14 protein-coding genes are annotated in these 18,941 nt (G+C 60.8%); 4 read left to right on the forward strand and 10 right to left on the reverse strand.

All coding sequences use genetic code 11. The features are described from left to right. Window positions 1-109 precede the first annotated feature (109 nt). The 5 genes from VF672_RS14275 to fadD2 form a co-directional block, all read right to left on the reverse strand. On the reverse strand, window positions 110-1,231 hold the full coding sequence (locus VF672_RS14275) for a beta-ketoacyl-ACP synthase III (RefSeq protein ID WP_331105226.1): 1,122 nt from the start codon (window positions 1,229-1,231) through the stop codon (window positions 110-112). Window positions 1,232-1,456: 225 nt separating this feature from the next. Continuing rightward, window positions 1,457-5,368: an ATP-dependent RNA helicase HrpA gene (hrpA, locus tag VF672_RS14280; RefSeq protein ID WP_331105227.1), complete on the reverse strand. Its 3,912-nt coding sequence runs from the start codon at window positions 5,366-5,368 to the stop codon at window positions 1,457-1,459. Next, window positions 5,368-5,571, reverse strand: a complete 204-nt coding sequence (locus tag VF672_RS14285; protein WP_331105228.1) for a hypothetical protein — start codon at window positions 5,569-5,571, stop codon at window positions 5,368-5,370. The genes hrpA and VF672_RS14285 overlap by 1 nt, the downstream gene beginning before the upstream one ends. Window positions 5,572-5,852: 281 nt before the next feature. Then, the gene (gene fadD1, locus VF672_RS14290) at window positions 5,853-7,550 is read right to left on the reverse strand and encodes a long-chain-fatty-acid--CoA ligase FadD1 (RefSeq protein ID WP_331105229.1); all 1,698 of its coding nucleotides are present in this window, start codon (window positions 7,548-7,550) and stop codon (window positions 5,853-5,855) included. A 355-nt stretch (window positions 7,551-7,905) separates the two neighbouring features. After that, the gene (gene fadD2, locus VF672_RS14295; protein ID WP_331105230.1) at window positions 7,906-9,594 is read right to left on the reverse strand and encodes a long-chain-fatty-acid--CoA ligase FadD2; all 1,689 of its coding nucleotides are present in this window, start codon (window positions 9,592-9,594) and stop codon (window positions 7,906-7,908) included. Between the two features lie 223 nt (window positions 9,595-9,817). Here fadD2 and VF672_RS14300 point away from each other — a divergent pair, with 223 nt between their 5' ends. Both VF672_RS14300 and VF672_RS14305 read left to right on the forward strand, forming a co-directional pair. Then, on the forward strand, window positions 9,818-10,762 hold the full coding sequence (locus tag VF672_RS14300; RefSeq protein WP_331105231.1) for a lysophospholipase: 945 nt from the start codon (window positions 9,818-9,820) through the stop codon (window positions 10,760-10,762). A gap of 40 nt (window positions 10,763-10,802) precedes the next feature. After that, entirely contained in the window at window positions 10,803-11,273 is a 471-nt protein-coding gene (locus VF672_RS14305) for a MaoC family dehydratase (protein WP_037012202.1), read from the forward strand. Between the two features lie 206 nt (window positions 11,274-11,479). Here the strand turns inward: VF672_RS14305 and ccoM are convergent, their stop codons facing one another. From ccoM to VF672_RS14320, 3 genes are all read right to left on the reverse strand, one after another. Further along, a complete protein-coding gene (ccoM, locus tag VF672_RS14310; RefSeq protein ID WP_331105232.1) occupies window positions 11,480-11,596 on the reverse strand; it encodes a cytochrome c oxidase subunit CcoM in 117 nt (38 codons plus the stop codon). Window positions 11,597-11,729: 133 nt separating this feature from the next. Beyond that, window positions 11,730-11,891 (reverse strand): hypothetical protein, encoded by a 162-nt coding sequence (locus VF672_RS14315; protein WP_331105233.1) that lies wholly within the window; start codon window positions 11,889-11,891, stop codon window positions 11,730-11,732. Window positions 11,892-11,957: 66 nt separating this feature from the next. Continuing rightward, window positions 11,958-12,305: an aspartate-semialdehyde dehydrogenase gene (locus VF672_RS14320; protein ID WP_331105234.1), complete on the reverse strand. Its 348-nt coding sequence runs from the start codon at window positions 12,303-12,305 to the stop codon at window positions 11,958-11,960. A 206-nt stretch (window positions 12,306-12,511) separates the two neighbouring features. Between VF672_RS14320 and rapA the strand changes: the two genes are divergently transcribed. Continuing rightward, a complete protein-coding gene (gene rapA, locus VF672_RS14325; protein WP_331105235.1) occupies window positions 12,512-15,358 on the forward strand; it encodes an RNA polymerase-associated protein RapA in 2,847 nt (948 codons plus the stop codon). A gap of 191 nt (window positions 15,359-15,549) precedes the next feature. Here the strand turns inward: rapA and VF672_RS14330 are convergent, their stop codons facing one another. Both VF672_RS14330 and VF672_RS14335 read right to left on the reverse strand, forming a co-directional pair. Then, window positions 15,550-16,905 carry an MFS transporter gene (locus VF672_RS14330; RefSeq protein WP_331105236.1) on the reverse strand — a complete coding sequence of 452 codons (1,356 nt, stop codon included), beginning with the start codon at window positions 16,903-16,905 and terminating at the stop codon, window positions 15,550-15,552. A gap of 271 nt (window positions 16,906-17,176) precedes the next feature. After that, a complete protein-coding gene (locus VF672_RS14335) occupies window positions 17,177-17,476 on the reverse strand; it encodes a DUF2288 domain-containing protein (protein ID WP_331105237.1) in 300 nt (99 codons plus the stop codon). A 325-nt stretch (window positions 17,477-17,801) separates the two neighbouring features. Between VF672_RS14335 and VF672_RS14340 the strand changes: the two genes are divergently transcribed. Next, window positions 17,802-18,929 (forward strand): branched-chain amino acid ABC transporter substrate-binding protein, encoded by a 1,128-nt coding sequence (locus tag VF672_RS14340; protein ID WP_331105238.1) that lies wholly within the window; start codon window positions 17,802-17,804, stop codon window positions 18,927-18,929. Window positions 18,930-18,941: the final 12 nt, after the last annotated feature.

Genomic DNA, 18,941 nt, shown 5'->3' on the forward strand with positions numbered 1-18,941 from the left:
CGACGCCATGCTTGCTGACACACCGCGTTCATCGTGTTGCTGCCGCTGCGCGCCAGATCGCTGGACAAGCCACGCTGCTGCATCATCGACCGTGATCATTCCGCGCAAGTTACTTCTTGCGCAGAATCACGCTACCAATCGAGTACCCCGCGCCGAACGAGCTGAGCACGCCCAGCGCGCCGCTTGGCAGGTCATCTTGGTATTCATGAAACGCAATCACCGAGCCGGCGGAGCTGGTGTTGGCGTAGCGATCGAGGATCACCGGGGCTTCTTCAACCGTGGCATCACGACCGAGCAGTTTTTTCACGATCAGGTGGTTCATGCTCAGGTTGGCCTGATGCAGCCAGAACCGCTGGACGTCGTCGATGTTCAGCTGATTCTCGTCCAGGTGCGCAGCGACCAGCTCGGCGACCATCGGGCAGACGTCGCGGAACACCTTGCGGCCTTCCTGCACGAACAGTTTGTCCGCCTTGCCCTCACCCTCTTCCGCCGTGCGGTTAAGGAAGCCGAAGTTGTTGCGAATGTTATTGGAGAACGTTGTCAGCAGCCTGGTGCCGACGATGTCGAATTGATACGCAGAGGTGGCCAGGTCAGCGCGCTCAACCACCACCGCGGTCGCCGCATCGCCAAAGATGAAGTGGCTGTCGCGGTCGCGGAAATTGAGGTGAGCGGTGCAGATCTCGGGGCTGATGACCAGCAGCGCGCGGGCCTGGCCCAGCTTGACGCTGTTGCACGCCGTCTGGATGCCGAACGTAGCCGAGGAGCACGCCACGTTCATGTCAAAGCCGAAGCCCTGAATGCCCAGCGCGGCCTGGATTTCGATGGAAATCGCCGGGTAGGCGCGTTGCAGGTTCGAGCATGCGACGATCACGCCATCAATGTCGGCCGCGGTTTTGCCGGCGCGCTGCAGGGCCTGTTTGGCCGCCGCAACGCCCATCTCACAGAGAATCGACCATTCGTCATTTCCGCGCTCAGGCAGGCGCGGCTTCATGCGCTGCGGGTCAAGGATGCCGTCCTTGTCCATCACGAAACGGCTTTTGATGCCGCTGGCCTTTTCGATGAACGCGGCGTTGGATTCCGTCAGTGCCTGGACTTCCCCCGCTTCGATCGCGGCGGCATTTTCGGCGTTGAACTGGGCAACGTAGGTGTTGAAAGACTGCACCAGCTCATCGTTGGAAATACTGTTGGCGGGGGTAAAAAGCCCGGTGCCACTGATCACGACTTCGTACACGGTCGTTCCTCTTGAGGTAAAAGCAGCTCACTGACGGCAGCAGCTGAACAGCCAGCACATGCAGGGGTTCGGTCGATCTGGGACGAAGGTCCCAATACAGCGACCCGGCAACCCGCCTGGCGGACAATGGGTGTTTATGACGCTATGAAGTTTAGCCGCGAAGTTTGCCATAACGGCCGCCATTTCGCGCTATCAGCTAATCAACGGGACGGCAGGCCGAGGACATCACCCCTCAACCTGACTCCACTGCTTGCTCAAGCGTTTGTCCGAGATCGGCACCTTGGTCCCCAGCTGCTGCGCAAACAGCGACACTCGGTACTCCTCCAGCCACCAGCGATACACCACCAGCTCGGGGTCGCGCTTGCCTTCCTGAGCATGTTTGTCGGCGCGGGTCTGGTATTGCGCCCAAAGATTGCCCAGTTCGATGCTCCAGACCCGGTCCTTCTGCGCCTGACTGCCCAGCTTCTCAAGACGAATCTCGATGGCCTTGAGGTAACGCGGCAATTCCTTGAGCCACACCGCCGGCGTTTCGCGGACGAATCCGGGGTAAACCAGCTGGCTCAACTGACCTTTGATGTCATTCAGTGCCACGGCCTGGGCCAGATCAATCTTGCCCTTGAAGCGCTTTTGCAGGCCATGCCAGAGCTTGAGGATTTCCAGCGTCAGGCGGGCCAGCCGCTCGGCATGCTCGGTCAGCCCGCCGCGCTTGCGCTCGGCCAGCGAGAGCAAACCGGCGCCGTCTCGGGGCAAGGTCGCTTCGCCCTCGAGGATGCAGCTGTCGAGACTCGCCAGCAAAATGTCTTCGATCAGCGCATCGACCCGACCCAGATCGCGGTACAGCAGCGCCAGTTCGGTCTGTCCCGGCAACTTGCTGCGCAGGAACTTGGTCGGCTCGGCGAGTTGTTGCAACAACAGCCGCTGCAGGGCTCGACGGTGCTGATACTCGGCCTCGGCCTGGGTGGAGAAACGCCCTTCCTTGACCGCGCCACCCTCTTCCACCAGCGCCGGGTACACCGTCATCGACAGTCCGGCGATCTGCTGTTGAGTCTTCTCGGCCACGGCCGCAAAGCCTTTGGCCTCCACCGGCTGCTGGCCTTTGGCCGATTGCGGCACTGCCAATGCAGCCTGGCCCGCCTCGGCGAAGCGCGCGGTCAGCTCATCCAGATCCCGGCCTTCGCCGAGGAACTTGCCGTTGGCATCGACCACTTCAAGGTTCATTTTCAGGTGGCTTTCCACCTGCTGCGCCGCTTCGGCCCACGCTTCATCGGTCACCCGTACACCGGTCATGCGCAACAACTCACGACCCAGCGCCTGGGGCAACGAACCCTCGGCAAAGACCATCCGCTGCAACGCCGCTTTGACGAAGTCCGGCACCGGCACGAAATTCTTGCGCAGCGCCTTGGGCAGATTGCGCACCAACGCCACGCATTTGGTTTCCAGCAGCCCCGGCACCAGCCACTCCAGGCGCTCGGCCGGCAAGGACAGCAACAACGGCGCCGGAACCCGCAGGGTCACGCCATCGCGGGGGTGGTTCGGTTCGAAATGATACGTCAACGGCAGGGTCAGTTCGCCCAGGCGCAGGGTGTCCGGGTACTGATTGGCCGTGACTTCGCTGGCCTCACGGGCGAGCACATCTTCCTCGCGCATGATCAGCAGCTGCGGGTTCTTCTGGCTTTCCATCCGGTACCAGGCGTCGAACGTGGCGGTCTGGTGGATCTCCGCCGGCAAGCGTTCGTCGTAATAGCGGTACAGGGTTTCTTCGTCCGCCAGAATGTCGCGGCGACGGGCTTTGGCCTCCAGTTCGTCGAGCTGCTCCAGCAGTAGGGTATTGGCCGCCAGGCATTTGGCCCGGGATTGAATCTCACCGCGCACCAACCCTTCGCGGATGAAGAACTCGCGGGACACCACCGGATCGATCGGCCCGAAATGCACCGGCCGGCGCCCCACGACGATGAGCCCGAACAAGGTGATCTGCTCGAAGGCCACCACCTGACCGCGCTTCTTTTCCCAATGCGGTTCGAAATGGTTCTTCTTGATCAAATGCCCGGCCAGGGGTTCGATCCAGTCCGGTTCGATCTTCGCCACCATGCGCGCGTAGAGCTTGGTGGTTTCGACCAACTCGGCGGCCATGATCCATTGCGGGCGCTTGCGGCCCAACCCCGAAGACGGATGCACCCAGAAACGCCGCTGACGCGCGCCCATGTAATCGCCGTCTTCGGTCTTCTGGCCGATCTGGCTGAGCAAGCCGGACAACACTGCCTTGTGGAATTTCGGGAAATCAGCCGGCTCTTTGTTGACGGTCAATTGCAGGTCGCGGCAGATGAGGCTCAACTGACGATGAGAGTCACGCCATTCCCGCAGCCGCAGGTAATTGAGGAAATTGCGTCGGCACCAGTTACGCAGCGGACTGGCGGTCAGTGCCTGGCGCTGTTCTTCGAAGCCGCGCCACAGGTTGACGAGCCCGGCAAAGTCGGAGTCCTGGTCTTTCCACTGCGCGTGAGCCTGGTCGGCGGCCTGCTGACGCTCCGGCGGACGCTCGCGGGGGTCCTGAATCGACATTGCACTGGCGACAATCAACACTTCCTGCAAGCTGCCTTGCTTGGCGGCCTCCAGCAACATGCGACCCATCCGCGGGTCCACCGGCAGGCGCGCCAATTGGCGACCCATGGGCGTCAGGTTGTTCTCGCGGTCAACTGCCGACAGCTCTTGCAACAGGTTGAAGCCGTCGCTGATCGCTTTGCCGTCCGGCGGCTCGATGAACGGGAAATCGGTGATCTGACCCAGTCGCAGGTGCAGCATCTGCAGAATCACCGCCGCAAGGTTGGTGCGCAGGATTTCCGGATCGGTGAACTCAGGCCGCGAGAGAAAATCCTCTTCGCTGTAAAGACGCACGCACAGGCCCGGCTCGACACGACCGCAGCGGCCCTTGCGCTGGTTGGCGCTGGCCTGGGAAATGGCTTCGATGGGCAGACGCTGCACTTTGGCGCGGTAGCTGTAACGGCTGATGCGCGCGGTGCCGGTGTCGATGACGTAGCGAATGCCCGGCACGGTCAGCGAGGTCTCGGCGACGTTGGTCGCCAGCACGACACGACGGCCGGGGTGTGACTGGAAGATTCGCTGCTGTTCGGCCGGCGACAGGCGCGCGTAAAGCGGCAGGATTTCAGTGTGCTTTAACTGAGCCTTGCGCAGCATCTCGGCGGCGTCACGGATTTCCCGCTCGCCGGGCAGAAACACCAGCACATCGCCGGGCGACTTGCGCTCGCTGCGTTCGAAGGCGGCCAGTTCGTCCAGCGTGGCCAGAATCGCCTGATCCACGGTCAGGTCTTCCTCGATGCTGTTGCCCTCTTCGTCCTGCTGGGCGGTCATCGGCCGATACCAGGTCTCCACCGGGAAGGTGCGGCCCGAGACTTCGATCACCGGCGCCTTGTCGAAATGCTCCGAAAAACGCTCAAGGTCGATGGTGGCCGACGTGATGATGACTTTGAGGTCCGGGCGGCGCGGCAGCAGGGTCTTCAGATAGCCGAGGAGGAAGTCGATGTTCAGGCTGCGTTCGTGGGCTTCGTCGACGATGATCGTGTCGTAGCGCTCAAGGAAACGGTCGTGCTGGGTTTCGGCGAGCAGAATGCCGTCGGTCATCAGCTTGATCAGGGTGTTTTCGTCGCTCTGGTCTTCGAAGCGCACCTGATAACCCACCAGACCGCCCAACGGCGTGCCGATTTCCTCGGCGACCCGGCTGCCGACGCTGCGCGCCGCAATACGACGCGGCTGGGTGTGGCCGATCAGGCCGTGCTGGCCACGACCAATTTCCAGACAGATTTTCGGCAGCTGAGTGGTTTTGCCCGAGCCGGTTTCGCCGGCGATGATCAAGACCTGATGTTCGAGCAGCGCCTTTTTGATCTCGTCACGCTTGGCTGCGATGGGCAGGTTCTCGTCGTAACGCATGGTCGGCACGCTTTGCGCGCGACTCACCACCCGCGCGCAGGAGGCCTGCGCACGCTCGACCCACTGCGCCAGCTTCGTCTCATCCGGTTTCTTGCGCAGCTCATGCAATTGCCGACGCAGGCGATGACGATCGCTGATCATCGCCTGGTCGAGGTTTTTGAAGAGTGGGTCGATGGAGGTCGAATCGTTGGTCATCAGGGCGCGGAATCTTTCTGTCTGAATGCAGGGCGCGGATTGTCGCAGATTTGCCGCGGCGGATGCAGGTCTGTGGCCCAAAGGCATTCACGGGCAGGGAGTGAGTCCTCACGAGCAATGTGAAGCGCCACCCCGGTCGCTCGCAAGAGGTCGGTGACGGCTTCCACATCGAGGGTGTAGGCAAAAAAATTAATGGCGGTCATGCGGGCCTCTTCCCGGCTAAAGCCGGTCCCACTACGAGCAGCGCGTTCATTCAGTAAAATATGTGGCGATCACACCGGCCTCTTCCCGGCTAAAGCCAGTCCTACAGGGGGTGCGCAAAAGCTCTGTGGGACCGGCTTTAGCCGGGAAGCTTGTGATCTGCTTTTGATCTTCAACGCAAAAGGCTCAAACACCACAAATCGCGACTTTGGTGCAGGCTGAACGCAGGTCTCGCGCGGTGGCGCCGACCACGCTTGCGGGGTCTATGGGTGTGACGGCTGCCTTACGCCGGCTTTTTCAGCGCCAGCTTTTTCAGCTCTTCGTCACGCAATTCGCGGCGCAGGATCTTGCCGACGTTCGTGGTCGGCAGCGCGTCGCGGAACTCCACGCTGCGCGGCACTTTATAGGCGGTGACGTTGGCGCGCATGTGCTCCATGACCTGATCCTTGCTCAGGGTCGTCCCCGGCCTGCACACCACGAAAAGCTTGATCGCCTCGCCGGATTTCTCGTCCGGGATGCCGATGGCCGCGCACTGCAAGACGCCCGGCAGGGTCGCCAACACGTCTTCCAACTCATTGGGGTACACGTTGAAGCCGGAGACCAGGATCATGTCCTTCTTGCGGTCGACAATGCGCATGTAGCCGTCGGGCTGGATGACCGCGATGTCGCCGGTCTTCAACCAGCCGTCGGCGTCCAGCATCTCGTCGGTGGCGTCCTGACGTTGCCAGTAGCCCTTCATGACTTGCGGGCCTTTAATGCAGAGCTCGCCGACTTCACCCAACGCCAGTTCTTCGCCAGCGTCGTTGATGACCTTGCACAGGGTCGAGGGCACGGGAATGCCGATGGTGCCCATCTGGATCTTCTGAAAAGGATTCACCGACGCCACCGGACTGGTCTCGGTCATGCCGTAACCTTCGCAGATCGAGCAGCCGGTTACTTCTTTCCAGCGCTCGGCCGCCGCGGTTTGCAGCGCCATACCGCCCGAAAGGGTGAGTTTGAGCGAGGAAAAATCCAGGTTGCGGAAGTCGGCGTTATTGCAAAGCGCCACAAACAGCGTGTTAAGCCCGACGAAGCCGGAAAACTTCCATTTCGACAGTTCTTTGACCATCGCCGAGAGGTCGCGCGGGTTGCTGATCAGTACGTTGTGGTTGCCGCTCAACATCATCGCCATGCAGTGATAGGTAAACGCATAGATGTGGTACAGCGGCAACGGTGTGATGAGGATCTCGGTGCCTTCATTGAGGTTGGAGGCCATCAACGCCCGGCATTGCAGCATGTTCGCGATCAGGTTGCGGTGAGTGAGCATCGCCCCTTTGGCCACGCCCGTGGTGCCACCGGTGTACTGCAGCACCGCGACATCGTCGCCGTTGGGCGAAGCATCCTGCACCGGCTGGCCGTGACCCTTGGCCAGCACGTCGTTGAACCTGACCGCCTTGGGCAGATGAAACGGCGGGACCATTTTTTTCACGTACTTGATGACGCTGTTGACCAGCAGACGCTTGAGCGGTGGCAACAGATCGGCGACTTCGGTGACGATGATGTGCTTGATGCCGGTCTTGGGCACGACCTTCTCGGCCAGATGCGCCATGTTCGCCAGGCAGACCAGCGCCTTGGCGCCAGAGTCGTTGAATTGATGTTCCATTTCCCGCGCGGTGTACAGCGGGTTGGTATTGACCACGATGAGCCCGGCACGGATGGCGCCGAATACCGCGACCGGGTACTGCAACACGTTGGGCAACTGCACGGCGATGCGGTCGCCGGGTTGCAGGTCGGTGTGCTGTTGCAAGTACGCTGCGAAGGCACCGGACAGTGCGTACATTTCGCCGTAGGTGAGGGTTTTGCCCAGGTTGCTGAACGCAGGTTTGGTGGCGAAACGCTCGCAAGACTGTTTCAATACGGCCTGTACGTTCGGATACTGATCCGGATCGATATCGGCAGCGATACCTGTCGGATATTTATCCTTCCAGAAGTTTTCGAGCATGGAAGCCGACTCCTCAGCGACAGCGTTTCTACACACCGCTTAATGCGATGATTTCTTGTGTTTGGAATGATGTAGTCACCGCTTTTTGCAGGCCTTTGGCACAAAAAGCGGGGCGAGCGTATCAGCTTTGCCAAGAGCCGCCTAGAGCCAAAAGCGGGCTTCCCGGTCACGTAATTGACTCATGAATATACAACGGTCACGTTTAGAGCAATGAACCTAAATGTCGGATTTTTCCCACATGGAGGCTCACGCTTTCGTGCCCGCAAGAATTAACTTGTGCAGCTCCGAGCAAAAAAAACGGCGTGATCATCACGCCGTTTTTTTAGGTTAAAGCCTGGTGGGCGAGAGCACCGCGTCAGGCGATGTCCCTCAGCTCGCGCCGAAGGATTTTGCCCACCGGCGTCATTGGCAATGACTCACGCAACACGATCTGCTTGGGAATCTTGTAGCCGGTGAAGTTCTCCTTGCAGTATGCCTTCAGCTCCTCGCTGGTCAGCGACGCATCTCTCGGCACCACGAACAGCTTCACAGCTTCGCCCGAACGGTCGTCGGGAACGCCGATCACTGCACAGTTCGCCACTTTCGGGTGCCGCGAGACCACGTCCTCAATCTCATTCGGGTAGACATTGAAGCCCGAGACGATGATCAAGTCCTTCTTGCGATCCACGATGCGGATGAACCCGTCCGGGTCGATCACCGCAATGTCCCCCGTTTTCAGCCAGCCCTCGCAGTCCAGTACTTCGGCAGTGGCATCCGGTTTGTTCCAGTAACCGAGCATGATCTGCGGGCCCTTGAGGCACAGCTCGCCGCGCTCACCCACCGGCATCTCGACCCCGTCGTCGCTGATCACTTTCGCCGTGGTGCCCGGCACCGGCATGCCCACCGTGCCCAACCTGGACTGATTGCCATAAGGATTGGCCGTGGCAACGGGAGATGTCTCGGTCAGGCCGTAGCCTTCGACGATCGGGCAGCCGGTCAGCTGCAGCCAGCGTTCGGCGGTGGCCTTGACCAGCGCGGTGCCGCCGGAGTTGGTCAGGCGCAGGGTGGAGAAATCCAGGTGCTTGAAGTCGGGATGGTCCATCAGCGCGACGAACAGCGTGTTGAGGCCCAGCATCGCGGAGAACTTCCACTTTTTCAGCTCTTTGATGAAGCCGCCGATGTCCCGCGGGTTGGTGATCAGCAGGTTGTGATTGCCGCTGACCATCATGCACATGCAATTACAGGTGAACGCATAGATATGATAAAGCGGCAGCGGCGCCACCATGATCTCGCTGCCCTGCTTGAAGATCGGCAGCCCGTCGGGCCCATGCTGCAGCATGCAGGCATAGACCTGCTGCATGTTGGCGACCAGATTGCCGTGGGTCAGCATTGCCCCCTTCGGCGAGCCGGTGGTGCCACCGGTGTACTGCAACACGGCGACGTCATCCAGCGCCAACGGCACGTGTTGCAACTTCTCCCCTCTGCCCCGCTTGAGCACGCTCTTGAACGAAACCGCCTGCGGCAGGTGGTACGCGGGCACCAGCTTCTTGACCTTGTCGACCACCGTATTGATCAGCCAGCCTTTGGCCGCCGACTGCATGTCGCCCATCTTCACTTCGATGAGGTATTCAATGTCGGTGTCCGGCAGCACTTCCTGCACGTTTTTCCCGAAGACATTGAGGTACACAAGCGCGCGCGCACCGGAATCCTTGAACTGGTGACGCATTTCGCGGGCGGTGTACAGCGGGTTGGTGTTGACGACGATAAGGCCGGCGCGCATGGCACCGAACACGGCAATGGGGTACTGGATCAGGTTGGGCATCTGCACGGCGATGCGGTCACCGGGCGAAAGATCCGTCTGCTGTTGCAGGTAGCCGGCGAAGGCGGCCGATTGGTGCTCGATCTCTGCATAGGTCAGGGTGACACCCATGTTGCTGTATGCCGGCCGATCGGCGTACTGGCGGCAACTGCGCTCGAACACTTCGACCACGGATTGATACGCCTGAAGGTCCACCTCAGAAAGAACGCCAGCGGGGCGCTTGTCGTTCCAGAAGTCAGGTTGCATGTTGTTTTTATCCTCTTACCTGAGTGTGCTGGCCCGGTGGTTTTTAAACGGGCGTTTGCCGGACGTTAGCAGCTATGGCATAGAAGGCAAATACTCCTGGGCACGTCATCAATGCTGTGAATCTTGCGGGTGACCAGCCTGCCATCTGGCGACCGCTATACACTCAAGCGAAACGCTCCACCGCTTTTTTTGAGACAACTTTTTACAAGACCAGGGAAACGCGATGGAACACGAAGTTTTTTGGCTGGACGCTCAAGATCACGCTCGCCTCTACGTCCATGAATGGAGGCCAAGGGGGAACGCCCGGGCGGTGGTCCTGCTTTCCCACGGGATGGCGGAACACGGCGGGCGCTATCACAGACTGGGCAAGGCACTGGTGCAGGCGGGATTCGCCGCCTATGCCCCGGATCAGCGCGGCCATGGGCATTCCGCCTCGTATGGCACCCGGGGTCACTTCGCTGATCGGGACGGCTGGAATAAAGTGGTCGGCGACCTGGCCACTGTGAAAGCATCGATTGCGGTGCGGCACCCCGGGGTGCCGGTGTTTCTGCTGGGTCACAGCATGGGCAGCTACATCGCTCAGGCGTACTTGCTGCACCACAGTGCCAGCCTGCAGGGCGCGATTCTCAGCGGCTCCAATTACCATCCGGTGACCTTCTATCGCTCGGCGGCGCTGGTCGCCCGCATCGAACGCTGGCGGCAAGGCCCAACAGGGCGCAGCGCGCTGATAGAACACCTGTCGTTCGGCTCGTTCAACAAGCGCTTCAAGCCTGTGCGCACCGGTTTTGACTGGCTCAACCGGGATCCGGCCGAGGTCGACGCGTACGGCAACGACCCGCTGTGCGGCTTTCGCTGCACCAATCAATTATGGCTGGACCTGCTTGGCGGGCTGCAGCAGATCAGCAAGCGTTCGAACCTGGCGCAGATCGATCCGCGCCTGCCGATGCTGATTATTGGCGGTGAATGTGATCCGGTGAGCGATGGCAAGCGTCTCACGCATCTGGCTGACGCGCTGAGCGGCACCGACCACCCGTTTGTTACGCTGAAGGTCTATCCGCAGGCGCGCCACGAAATCTTCCACGAGATCAATCGTGATGAAGTCACCGGTGATCTGCTCGCCTGGCTTGAGCAGGCGCTGGCGCAGCCAAGACCGCGCCGCAGCGAATGACGCCAGTGATTCATCTTTCCCAAACGTCACAGGACACCCCATGACCCAAGTCACCAACACGCCGTACGAAGCCCTTGAAGTCGGCCAGACCGCCAGCTACAGCAAGACGGTCGAAGAGCGTCATATCCAGCTGTTTGCCGAGATGTCCGGCGACCGCAACCCGGTGCACCTGGACGCCGAATTCGCCGCCAAGAGCATGTTCAAGGATCGCATCGCCCACGGCATGTTCAGCGGCGCCTTGATCAGCGCGGCGGTGGCCTGTGAACTGCCTGGCCCGGGCACGATTTACCTCGGCCAGCAGATGACGTTTCAGAAGCCGGTGAAGATTGGCGACACCTTGACCGTGCGCCTGGAAATCCTCGAGAAACTGCCGAAATTCCGCGTGCGCATCGCCACGCGCGTGTTCAACCAGAACGACGAACTGGTGGTGGACGGCGAAGCCGAGATCCTTGCGCCACGCAAGCTGCAGACAGTGAGCCTGGCCGAGCTGCCGCCCATTACTGTGGGCTGAGAACCAGGCAACTGCGCCATACACCGATCCGTAGGAGCCGGCTTGCTGGCGAATGCGTTGATTCAGACGCTGCTTCGCGGAATGCCTCACAGGGTTCGCCAGCAAGCCGGCTCCCACGGAATGAGTTCGGGCTGCAGCAATTGGCACGCAAAAAAAAGGGCAACCGAAGTTGCCCAAAATGCCTTGCGTGCTCATTTTATGAAGACTCAGCGTCTGCCGCGCCGGGTTGAGTCTTTCGAGATAAACAGTCCGACCCCCGAGTAAATAACCGTCATCAGCCCGACCGCCATGACGCCGGCGATCACTGCGTGGTCGAGAAACATGCGCGTGCCCTCCGCCTGAGCCTGTTTGATGGGCCCAGCGTAACCAGAGGGACGGCGTGGGAATTTGACTCAGATCAATGCCGGCGGGGATCGCGAAAGGCGGCCGGCAGATACAGACGAACGGCGAGCGGGATTAGCGTTTTTTCGGTTTGCTCTTGGCTTTCTTCTTGCCCTTGCCCAGCGGCATGGCCTGCTCGAACGCATTACGCACTTCGTTCAGTCGTTTGTCATTGAGGTCGTGAACACGCTTGGCGCGTTCGGCGCTCAGGTCTACCAGTTTTTCGTCATTGCTCATGGCGTACCGCTCGTGAATACCCGTTGCCGCCAATAATGCGCAATCGAGGCGACGCTGACCAGCGCCTCAGACTTTGAGGTCAACCCACAAGCCCTGACGTGGCTCGTCATCAATAATCGGCACCACCGGCACGGTGTCGTCGGCATTGAGAAAATCGCCGGGAATGGCCGGACCTTCTTCGAGATCGGGATGGCGGTCAGCCACACGCCGGTCGCTTCGGCGGCGTTGATGGCGTCGTTGTTCTTCGCGCAGGAGCACTTCGGCCTGCTCGCGGTCACGTTCGCCCATGTCGATGTTGGTTTCGCTCGAACTCTTTTGAATCGGCGTAACCGGCGGGATGTCCGGGGTGGGTTTGACCGGGTCCAGCTGCGAAGTCACGGGGGCCGCGCTCAGTGGGATCAGCGGTGGCAGCATGGTAATGGTCTCCTGTTATCAAGCTGTCGGCTGCCGTTTCGTCGACTTGAGCCGATTCAAGCGCGAGTTTCGACTATGTTTCTGGCAGCAAGTGCCCGCTTCAGGCACGCCGGCCATTATATCCGGGGGTTTTTACAATGTGGCTTTGGCCTGGGCGCCTTGTTCCGTTAACATAGTCGGCTTTTTCAGGGCGGGAGTCAGGCAGCATGGCGCAGCAGTATCAACCGGGGCAACGCTGGATTAGCGACAGCGAAGCCGAGCTGGGCTTGGGCACCGTTCTGGCACAGGACGGCCGCTTGTTGACCGTGCTTTATCCGGCCACGGGCGACACGCGCCAATATGCCTTGCGCAATGCGCCGTTGACGCGGGTGCGCTTCTCGCCGGGTGACACCATCACCCACTTCGAAAACTGGAAGATGACCGTCCGTGAAGTCGACGACGTCGACGGCTTGCTGGTGTATCACGGCCTCAATGCGCAAAACCAGCCCGTGACCCTGCCGGAAACCCAGCTGTCGAACTTCATTCAGTTCCGCCTGGCCACCGATCGCCTGTTTGCCGGGCAGATCGACCCCCTGCCGTGGTTCTCGCTGCGTTATCACACCCTCGAACACACCAGCCGCCAGCTGCAATCCTCGCTGTGGGGCCTGGGCGGTGTGCGCGCGCAACCGATCGCGCACCAGCTGCACATCGCCCGTGAAGTCGCTGACCGTATCGCGCCGCGCGTTCTGCTGGCGGACGAAGTGGGGCTGGGTAAGACCATCGAAGCCGGTCTGGTCATCCACCGCCAGTTGCTTTCAGGCCGTGCCAACCGCGTACTGATCCTGGTGCCAGAAAACCTGCAGCACCAGTGGCTGGTCGAAATGCGCCGCCGCTTCAACCTGCAGGTCGCGCTGTTCGACGCCGAGCGCTTCATCGAGAGCGATGCCAGCAACCCGTTCGAAGACACGCAACTGGCGCTGGTTTCGCTGGAATGGCTGGTCGAAGACGAGAAGGCCCAGGACGCGTTGTTCGCGGCGGGCTGGGACATGCTGGTCGTCGACGAGGCTCACCACCTGGTCTGGCACGAAGAAAAGGCCAGTCGCGAATACTCGCTGGTCGAGCAGCTGGCCGAAGTGATTCCCGGCGTGCTGCTGCTGACAGCAACCCCCGAGCAGCTCGGTCAGGACAGCCACTTCGCCCGTTTGCGCCTGCTGGATCCGAACCGTTTTCATGACCTGCACGCGTTCCGCGCCGAGAGCGAAAACTATCGCCCGGTGGCCGAGGCCGTTCAGGAGCTGCTGGACAAGGGCACGCTTTCGCCCAAGGCCAACGAGACCATCCGCAGCTTCCTCGGCGCCGAAGCCGAAGCGCTGCTGACCGCTGTTGCCGCTGGCGACACCGAAGCCAGTGCGCGCCTGATTCGCGAACTGCTCGACCGTCACGGCACCGGCCGCGTGCTGTTCCGCAACACCCGCGCCGCTGTGCAAGGGTTCCCGGAGCGCAAACTGCACCCGTATCCCCTGCCCTGCCCGTCCGAATACCTCGAACTGCCGATTGGCGAACACGCTGACCTGTACCCGGAAGTCAGCTTCCAGGCCCAGGGCGACAGCAGCGAAGAAGAACGCTGGTGGCGCTTCGATCCGCGCGTTGACTGGCTGATCGACACACTGAAAATGCTCAAGCGCGTGAAGGTGCTGGTCATCTGCGCCCACGCCGAAACCGCAATGGACCTGGAAGACGCCCTGCGCGTGCGTTCCGGTATCCCGGCGACGGTCTTCCACGAAGGCATGAACATCCTCGAGCGTGACCGCGCGGCAGCGTACTTCGCTGACGAAGAGTTCGGCGCGCAAGTGCTGATCTGTTCGGAAATCGGCAGCGAAGGCCGCAACTTCCAGTTTTCTCACCATCTGGTGCTGTTCGATCTGCCCGCGCACCCGGACCTGCTGGAGCAGCGTATCGGGCGCCTGGACCGGATCGGCCAGAAACACATCATCGAGCTGCACGTGCCGTACCTGGAAACAAGCCCGCAAGAGCGGCTGTTCCAGTGGTATCACGAGGCGCTCAATGCCTTCCTAAATACCTGCCCGACCGGCAACGCGCTGCAGCATACGTTTGGCCCGCGCCTGTTGCCGCAGCTGGAAGGCGGTGACGAGGACGACTGGCAGGCCCTGGTGACCGAGGCACGCAACGAGCGCATCCGCCTCGAAAGCGAACTGCACACCGGCCGCGACCGCCTGCTGGAGCTCAATTCCGGCGGTGCAGGTGAAGGCGAGGCGCTGGTGGAAGCCATCCTCGAACAGGACGATCAATTCGCCCTGCCGATCTACATGGAGACTCTGTTCGACGCGTTCGGCATCGACAGCGAAGACCATTCAGAGAACGCACTGATCCTGCGGCCGAGCGAGAAAATGCTCGACGCCAGCTTCCCGTTGGGCGACGACGAAGGCGTGACCATCACCTACGACCGCAATCAGGCGCTGGCCCGCGAGGACATGCAGTTCATCACCTGGGAACACCCCATGGTGCAGGGCGGCATGGACCTGGTGCTGTCAGGCTCGATGGGCAACACCGCCGTGGCATTGATCAAGAACAAGGCGCTGAAACCCGGCACCGTGTTGCTGGAATTGCTCTACGTCAGTGAAGTGGTTGCGCCGCGCTCGCTGCAACTGGGCCGCTACCTGCCGCCCGCCGCACTGCGCTGCCTGCTGGACGGCAACGGCAACGACCTGTCGGGGCGCGTGTCCTTCACCACCCTGAACGATCAGCTGGAAAGCGTGCCACGAGCCAGCGCCAACAAGTTCATTCAGGCCCAACGCGACGTGCTCAACCCGCAGATCAACGCCGCTGAGGCCAAGATCGCGCCCAAGCACGCTGAGCGAGTGGCCGAGGCGCAGCGACGCCTGGCGGCAGACACAGAAGAAGAGCTGGCGCGTTTGACCGCGTTGCAAGCCGTCAATCCGACGGTCCGCGACAGCGAACTGACTGCGTTGCGCGAACAACGTGAGCAAGGCCTGGCCATGCTGGAAAAAGCCGCCCTGCGCCTGGAAGCCATTCGGGTGCTGGTCGCGGGGTAAACGGGTTCGCCGCGTCCTGCGGCGAACACCCAACCTGTAGGAGCGCGGCTTGTCCCGCGATCTTGTGCGAAGCACAAGCCAAACCCTACATGGCGTTCGGTGTGTCAAGCACACCGAACGTGCGGTGTAGGCGAACGGTTTCCGGTTGATCGCAGGACAAGCCACGCTGCTACAGGCCACTCGACCGGGCATCACGCCACCGACGGCTTCACCCCCTGCCCCATCGGCTCGTCCGCCACCATCCCCTCGCGCATCCGCTGCGCATCGGCGCTGAAACACGTCGACGCTTTCACCAGAAATACCAGCGCAAAAAACAACGCCACGGGTATCAGGTACATCGCATCGTGCAGCCCCACCGCCTTGAACGGCTCGGTCATCTGCTCGACCTGCGCGGCGTACATCGCCGAGTGAGCGAAATGGTCCGACAGCAGCCCCACCACCACCGGCCCCAGGCCGCCGCCCAGCAAATACAGCCCGGCAAAAAACAAGGCCATGGCCGTGGCGCGCAAGCGCGGCTGCACGACGTCCTGGATCGCGGTGTAAACGCAGGTGTAGAAGTTATAGGAGAACAGCCAGCCAAGACTGAAGACGCCGATGAACACACCGATCTCGATGCGCCCGGCGTGCAGCGCATAGCCGGTGCACAGTGTTGCGACCACCATGCTCACGGCGGCAAACATCAAGCGGCCGTTGCTCCAGCGTTGATGGAGCTTGTCCGCGACCCAGCCGCCGACCGTCAGCCCGACGAGCCCGGTCACGCCGACGATCATGCCGGTGGCCATCGCGGCCTCCTGCAAGGGCAGTAAAAAGTAACGCTGCAGCATCGGCACCATGAACGAATTGCACGCGTACGTGGCGAAGTTGAACGCAAGGCCGGCGAGCACCAGCCAGCGAAACGTAGGGATCGACAGCACTCGGCGGATCGGTCGGTCGATTTTCTCCTGGGAAATGGCCACGCTTTCAGCAGCGCCCCGGGCCGGCTCGCGAATGAAGAACATGAACACCGCCAGCACCAGCCCAGGCACCGCGGCGATGAAGAACGGCGCCCGCCAACTGCCGAACGCCTGCACCATCGCACCGATGGTGAAAAACGCCAGCAGCAGGCCAAGGGGCAAACCAAGCATGAAGATGCCCATGGCACGGGCGCGGCGGTGAGCCGGGAACAGATCGCCGATCAAGGAGTTGGCCGCTGGGGCGTAACTGGCCTCGCCAATCCCCACGCCCATGCGCACCAGCAAAAACGCCCAGAAATTGCCGACCAGACCATTTACCGCCGTCAGGCCGCTCCACACCGCCAGGCCCCAGCCCATCAACTTGCGCCGCGAGCCGTTGTCAGCCATGCGACCCAATGGCAGTCCGGCGACTGCGTAAACCAGGGTGAAGGCGGTACCGATGATGCCGAGCTGGAAATCGCTCAGCAGCCATTCCTTGCGAATGGGCTCAATGATGATCGCAGGGATGGTACGGTCGAAGAAATTGAACAGGTTGGCGAGAAAAAGCAGAAACAGAACGCGCCAGGCGTTGGCTGCCTGAGTCGAATGGCCCATGAGTCGATCTCTTTCTTGTTATAGGAGGCTGTCCCGGTTAACCGCCCCCGGCTTGCCTGAAATCTAGTCACCCCTTCGCCTGCTGTCTGTGACCATTCGCTGCGCTGATACCACCCCATTGAAGTCCCGCCGAACCCTGCGCGGCTTTCCCGTTCAGTCACCGCAGGCGGAACAGGTTCGGGTGACATTCCGCTACCGGCGACACACCCGAAGTTACCGCCCTACCCACTTCGCCATCATCAGGCGCACCATACTCGAGCGTTAAATCCTGTCACGCCCTTTCCTGGATCAGCACCCAGGGCGCGACTACGACAGCCCATAACGGCGGGTCCCGCTCAAAAAGGTCCAGAGCCTTTGATTCAGAGACCTTGCCAACCTCGGCACTGTTGAGCCATGCGGCTACTTGCGCCTTGCTGTTCTCGGCAAACGCCTGCGCCACCGCAATCAAATCCTGCGAGGGCTCGACCCACAACAGGGCACCCTTCGCAAAAAATGGTTGCAATTCTTTCCACGTAATCGGCGCCGTCTCGCCGAGCAGTTTGGCATAGAGGGTGCTAGGTTCTTGCGTCATGGGTTTTCACCGTATTGGAAATCGGCGCAATGATAGCGCCGCCTTCCGTACCGACAAACCCGGATTCAAGTGATTGATTGCAGGGAAGTTCGCGCAGCCAGGCTGTTCGTCGCCTCAAGGACAAAACAGCCGGCTTGATTGTGTATCTTTGTGTCGATTAAGCGACATCCACAGGCTTTATCCCCCGCAGCCCGCTATTCAAGCGTTCGACCGGCGCTCTAAACTGTTCCGGTACAGTTGCTGGGGGTGTGGCCTGGAGATTCAGTCCGGTCCTGCAGCTTCGGCCGTCAGGATTATAAAAACTACAACGCAAGAGTGGAGCATCATGACTAAGGGTATTAATCAGATTTCCAAGCTGTTTGCCGCACTGGTTCTGGCGGGGGTGGCCAGCCATTCGTTCGCAGCTGACACAATCAAGATCGGCATCGCCGGCCCGAAAACCGGTGCTGTGGCCCAATACGGCGACATGCAGTTCAGCGGCGCCAAAATGGCGATCGATCAGATCAACGCCAAAGGCGGCGTAGACGGCAAGAAACTCGAAGCCGTCGAATACGACGATGCCTGTGATCCGAAACAAGCGGTCGCCATCGCCAACAAAGTGGTCAACGACGGCGTCAAGTTTGTGGTCGGTCACCTGTGCTCCAGCTCCACTCAGCCTGCTTCGGACATCTACGAAGACGAAGGCATCATCATGGTGACCCCGGCGGCCACAAGCCCGGAAATCACCGCCCGTGGTTACAAAATGATCTTCCGCACCATCGGCCTGGACAGTGCTCAGGGTCCGGCGGCTGGCGACTACATCGCCAAACAGGTCAAGCCGAAGATCGTTGCGGTCATCCACGACAAGCAGCAATACGGTGAAGGCATCGCGACTGCTGTTAAACAGACGCTGGAAAAAGATGGCGTGAAAGTCGCCCTGTTCGAAGGCATCAATGCCGGCGACAAGGACTTCTCTTCCATGATCGCCAAGATGAAGCAGGCCAACGTCGACTTCGTCTACTACGGCGGCTACCACCCTGAGCTGGGTCTGATCCTGCGTCAGGCACAGGAAAAAGGCCTGAAAGCCGGCTTCATGGGTCCCGAAGGCGTGGGTAATGCTTCGATCTCGCAGATCGCTCAAGATGCATCCGAAGGTCTGTTGGTCACCCTGCCAAAATCGTTCGATCAGGATCCTTCCAACAAAGCGCTGGTGGATGCCTTCGCCGCGAAGAAAGAAGATCCGAGTGGTCCGTTCGTGTTCCCGGCCTACGCTGCGGTGCAAGTGATCGCCGACGCAATCACGGCTGCCAAGTCGGAAGACACCGCCAAGGTGGCGGCTGCCATCCACGCCGGTACCTTCAAGACCCCTACCGGCGATCTGTCTTTCGACGCCAAGGGTGACTTGAAAGACTTCAAATTCGTCGTTTACACCTGGCACAAAGATGGCACCAAGACTGAAGCCCCTGTGAAATAACACAGCCTTCAG

The organism is Pseudomonas sp. (assembly GCF_036387035.1).
Taxonomy (GTDB): Bacteria; Pseudomonadota; Gammaproteobacteria; order Pseudomonadales; family Pseudomonadaceae; genus Aquipseudomonas.

Coding starts and splice junctions, on each gene's coding strand:
- VF672_RS14340 (WP_331105238.1), top strand. CDS start 17,802: ATGACTAAGGGTATTAATCAGATTTCCAAGCTGTTTGCCGCACTGGTT.
- rapA (WP_331105235.1), top strand. CDS start 12,512: ATGGCGCAGCAGTATCAACCGGGGCAACGCTGGATTAGCGACAGCGAA.
- fadD1 (WP_331105229.1), bottom strand. CDS start 7,550: ATGCTCGAAAACTTCTGGAAGGATAAATATCCGACAGGTATCGCTGCC.
- VF672_RS14330 (WP_331105236.1), bottom strand. CDS start 16,905: ATGGGCCATTCGACTCAGGCAGCCAACGCCTGGCGCGTTCTGTTTCTG.
- VF672_RS14305 (WP_037012202.1), top strand. CDS start 10,803: ATGACCCAAGTCACCAACACGCCGTACGAAGCCCTTGAAGTCGGCCAG.
- hrpA (WP_331105227.1), bottom strand. CDS start 5,368: ATGACCAACGATTCGACCTCCATCGACCCACTCTTCAAAAACCTCGAC.
- VF672_RS14320 (WP_331105234.1), bottom strand. CDS start 12,305: ATGCTGCCACCGCTGATCCCACTGAGCGCGGCCCCCGTGACTTCGCAG.
- VF672_RS14300 (WP_331105231.1), top strand. CDS start 9,818: ATGGAACACGAAGTTTTTTGGCTGGACGCTCAAGATCACGCTCGCCTC.
- fadD2 (WP_331105230.1), bottom strand. CDS start 9,594: ATGCAACCTGACTTCTGGAACGACAAGCGCCCCGCTGGCGTTCTTTCT.
- VF672_RS14285 (WP_331105228.1), bottom strand. CDS start 5,571: ATGACCGCCATTAATTTTTTTGCCTACACCCTCGATGTGGAAGCCGTC.
- VF672_RS14315 (WP_331105233.1), bottom strand. CDS start 11,891: ATGAGCAATGACGAAAAACTGGTAGACCTGAGCGCCGAACGCGCCAAG.
- VF672_RS14335 (WP_331105237.1), bottom strand. CDS start 17,476: ATGACGCAAGAACCTAGCACCCTCTATGCCAAACTGCTCGGCGAGACG.
- ccoM (WP_331105232.1), bottom strand. CDS start 11,596: ATGTTTCTCGACCACGCAGTGATCGCCGGCGTCATGGCGGTCGGGCTG.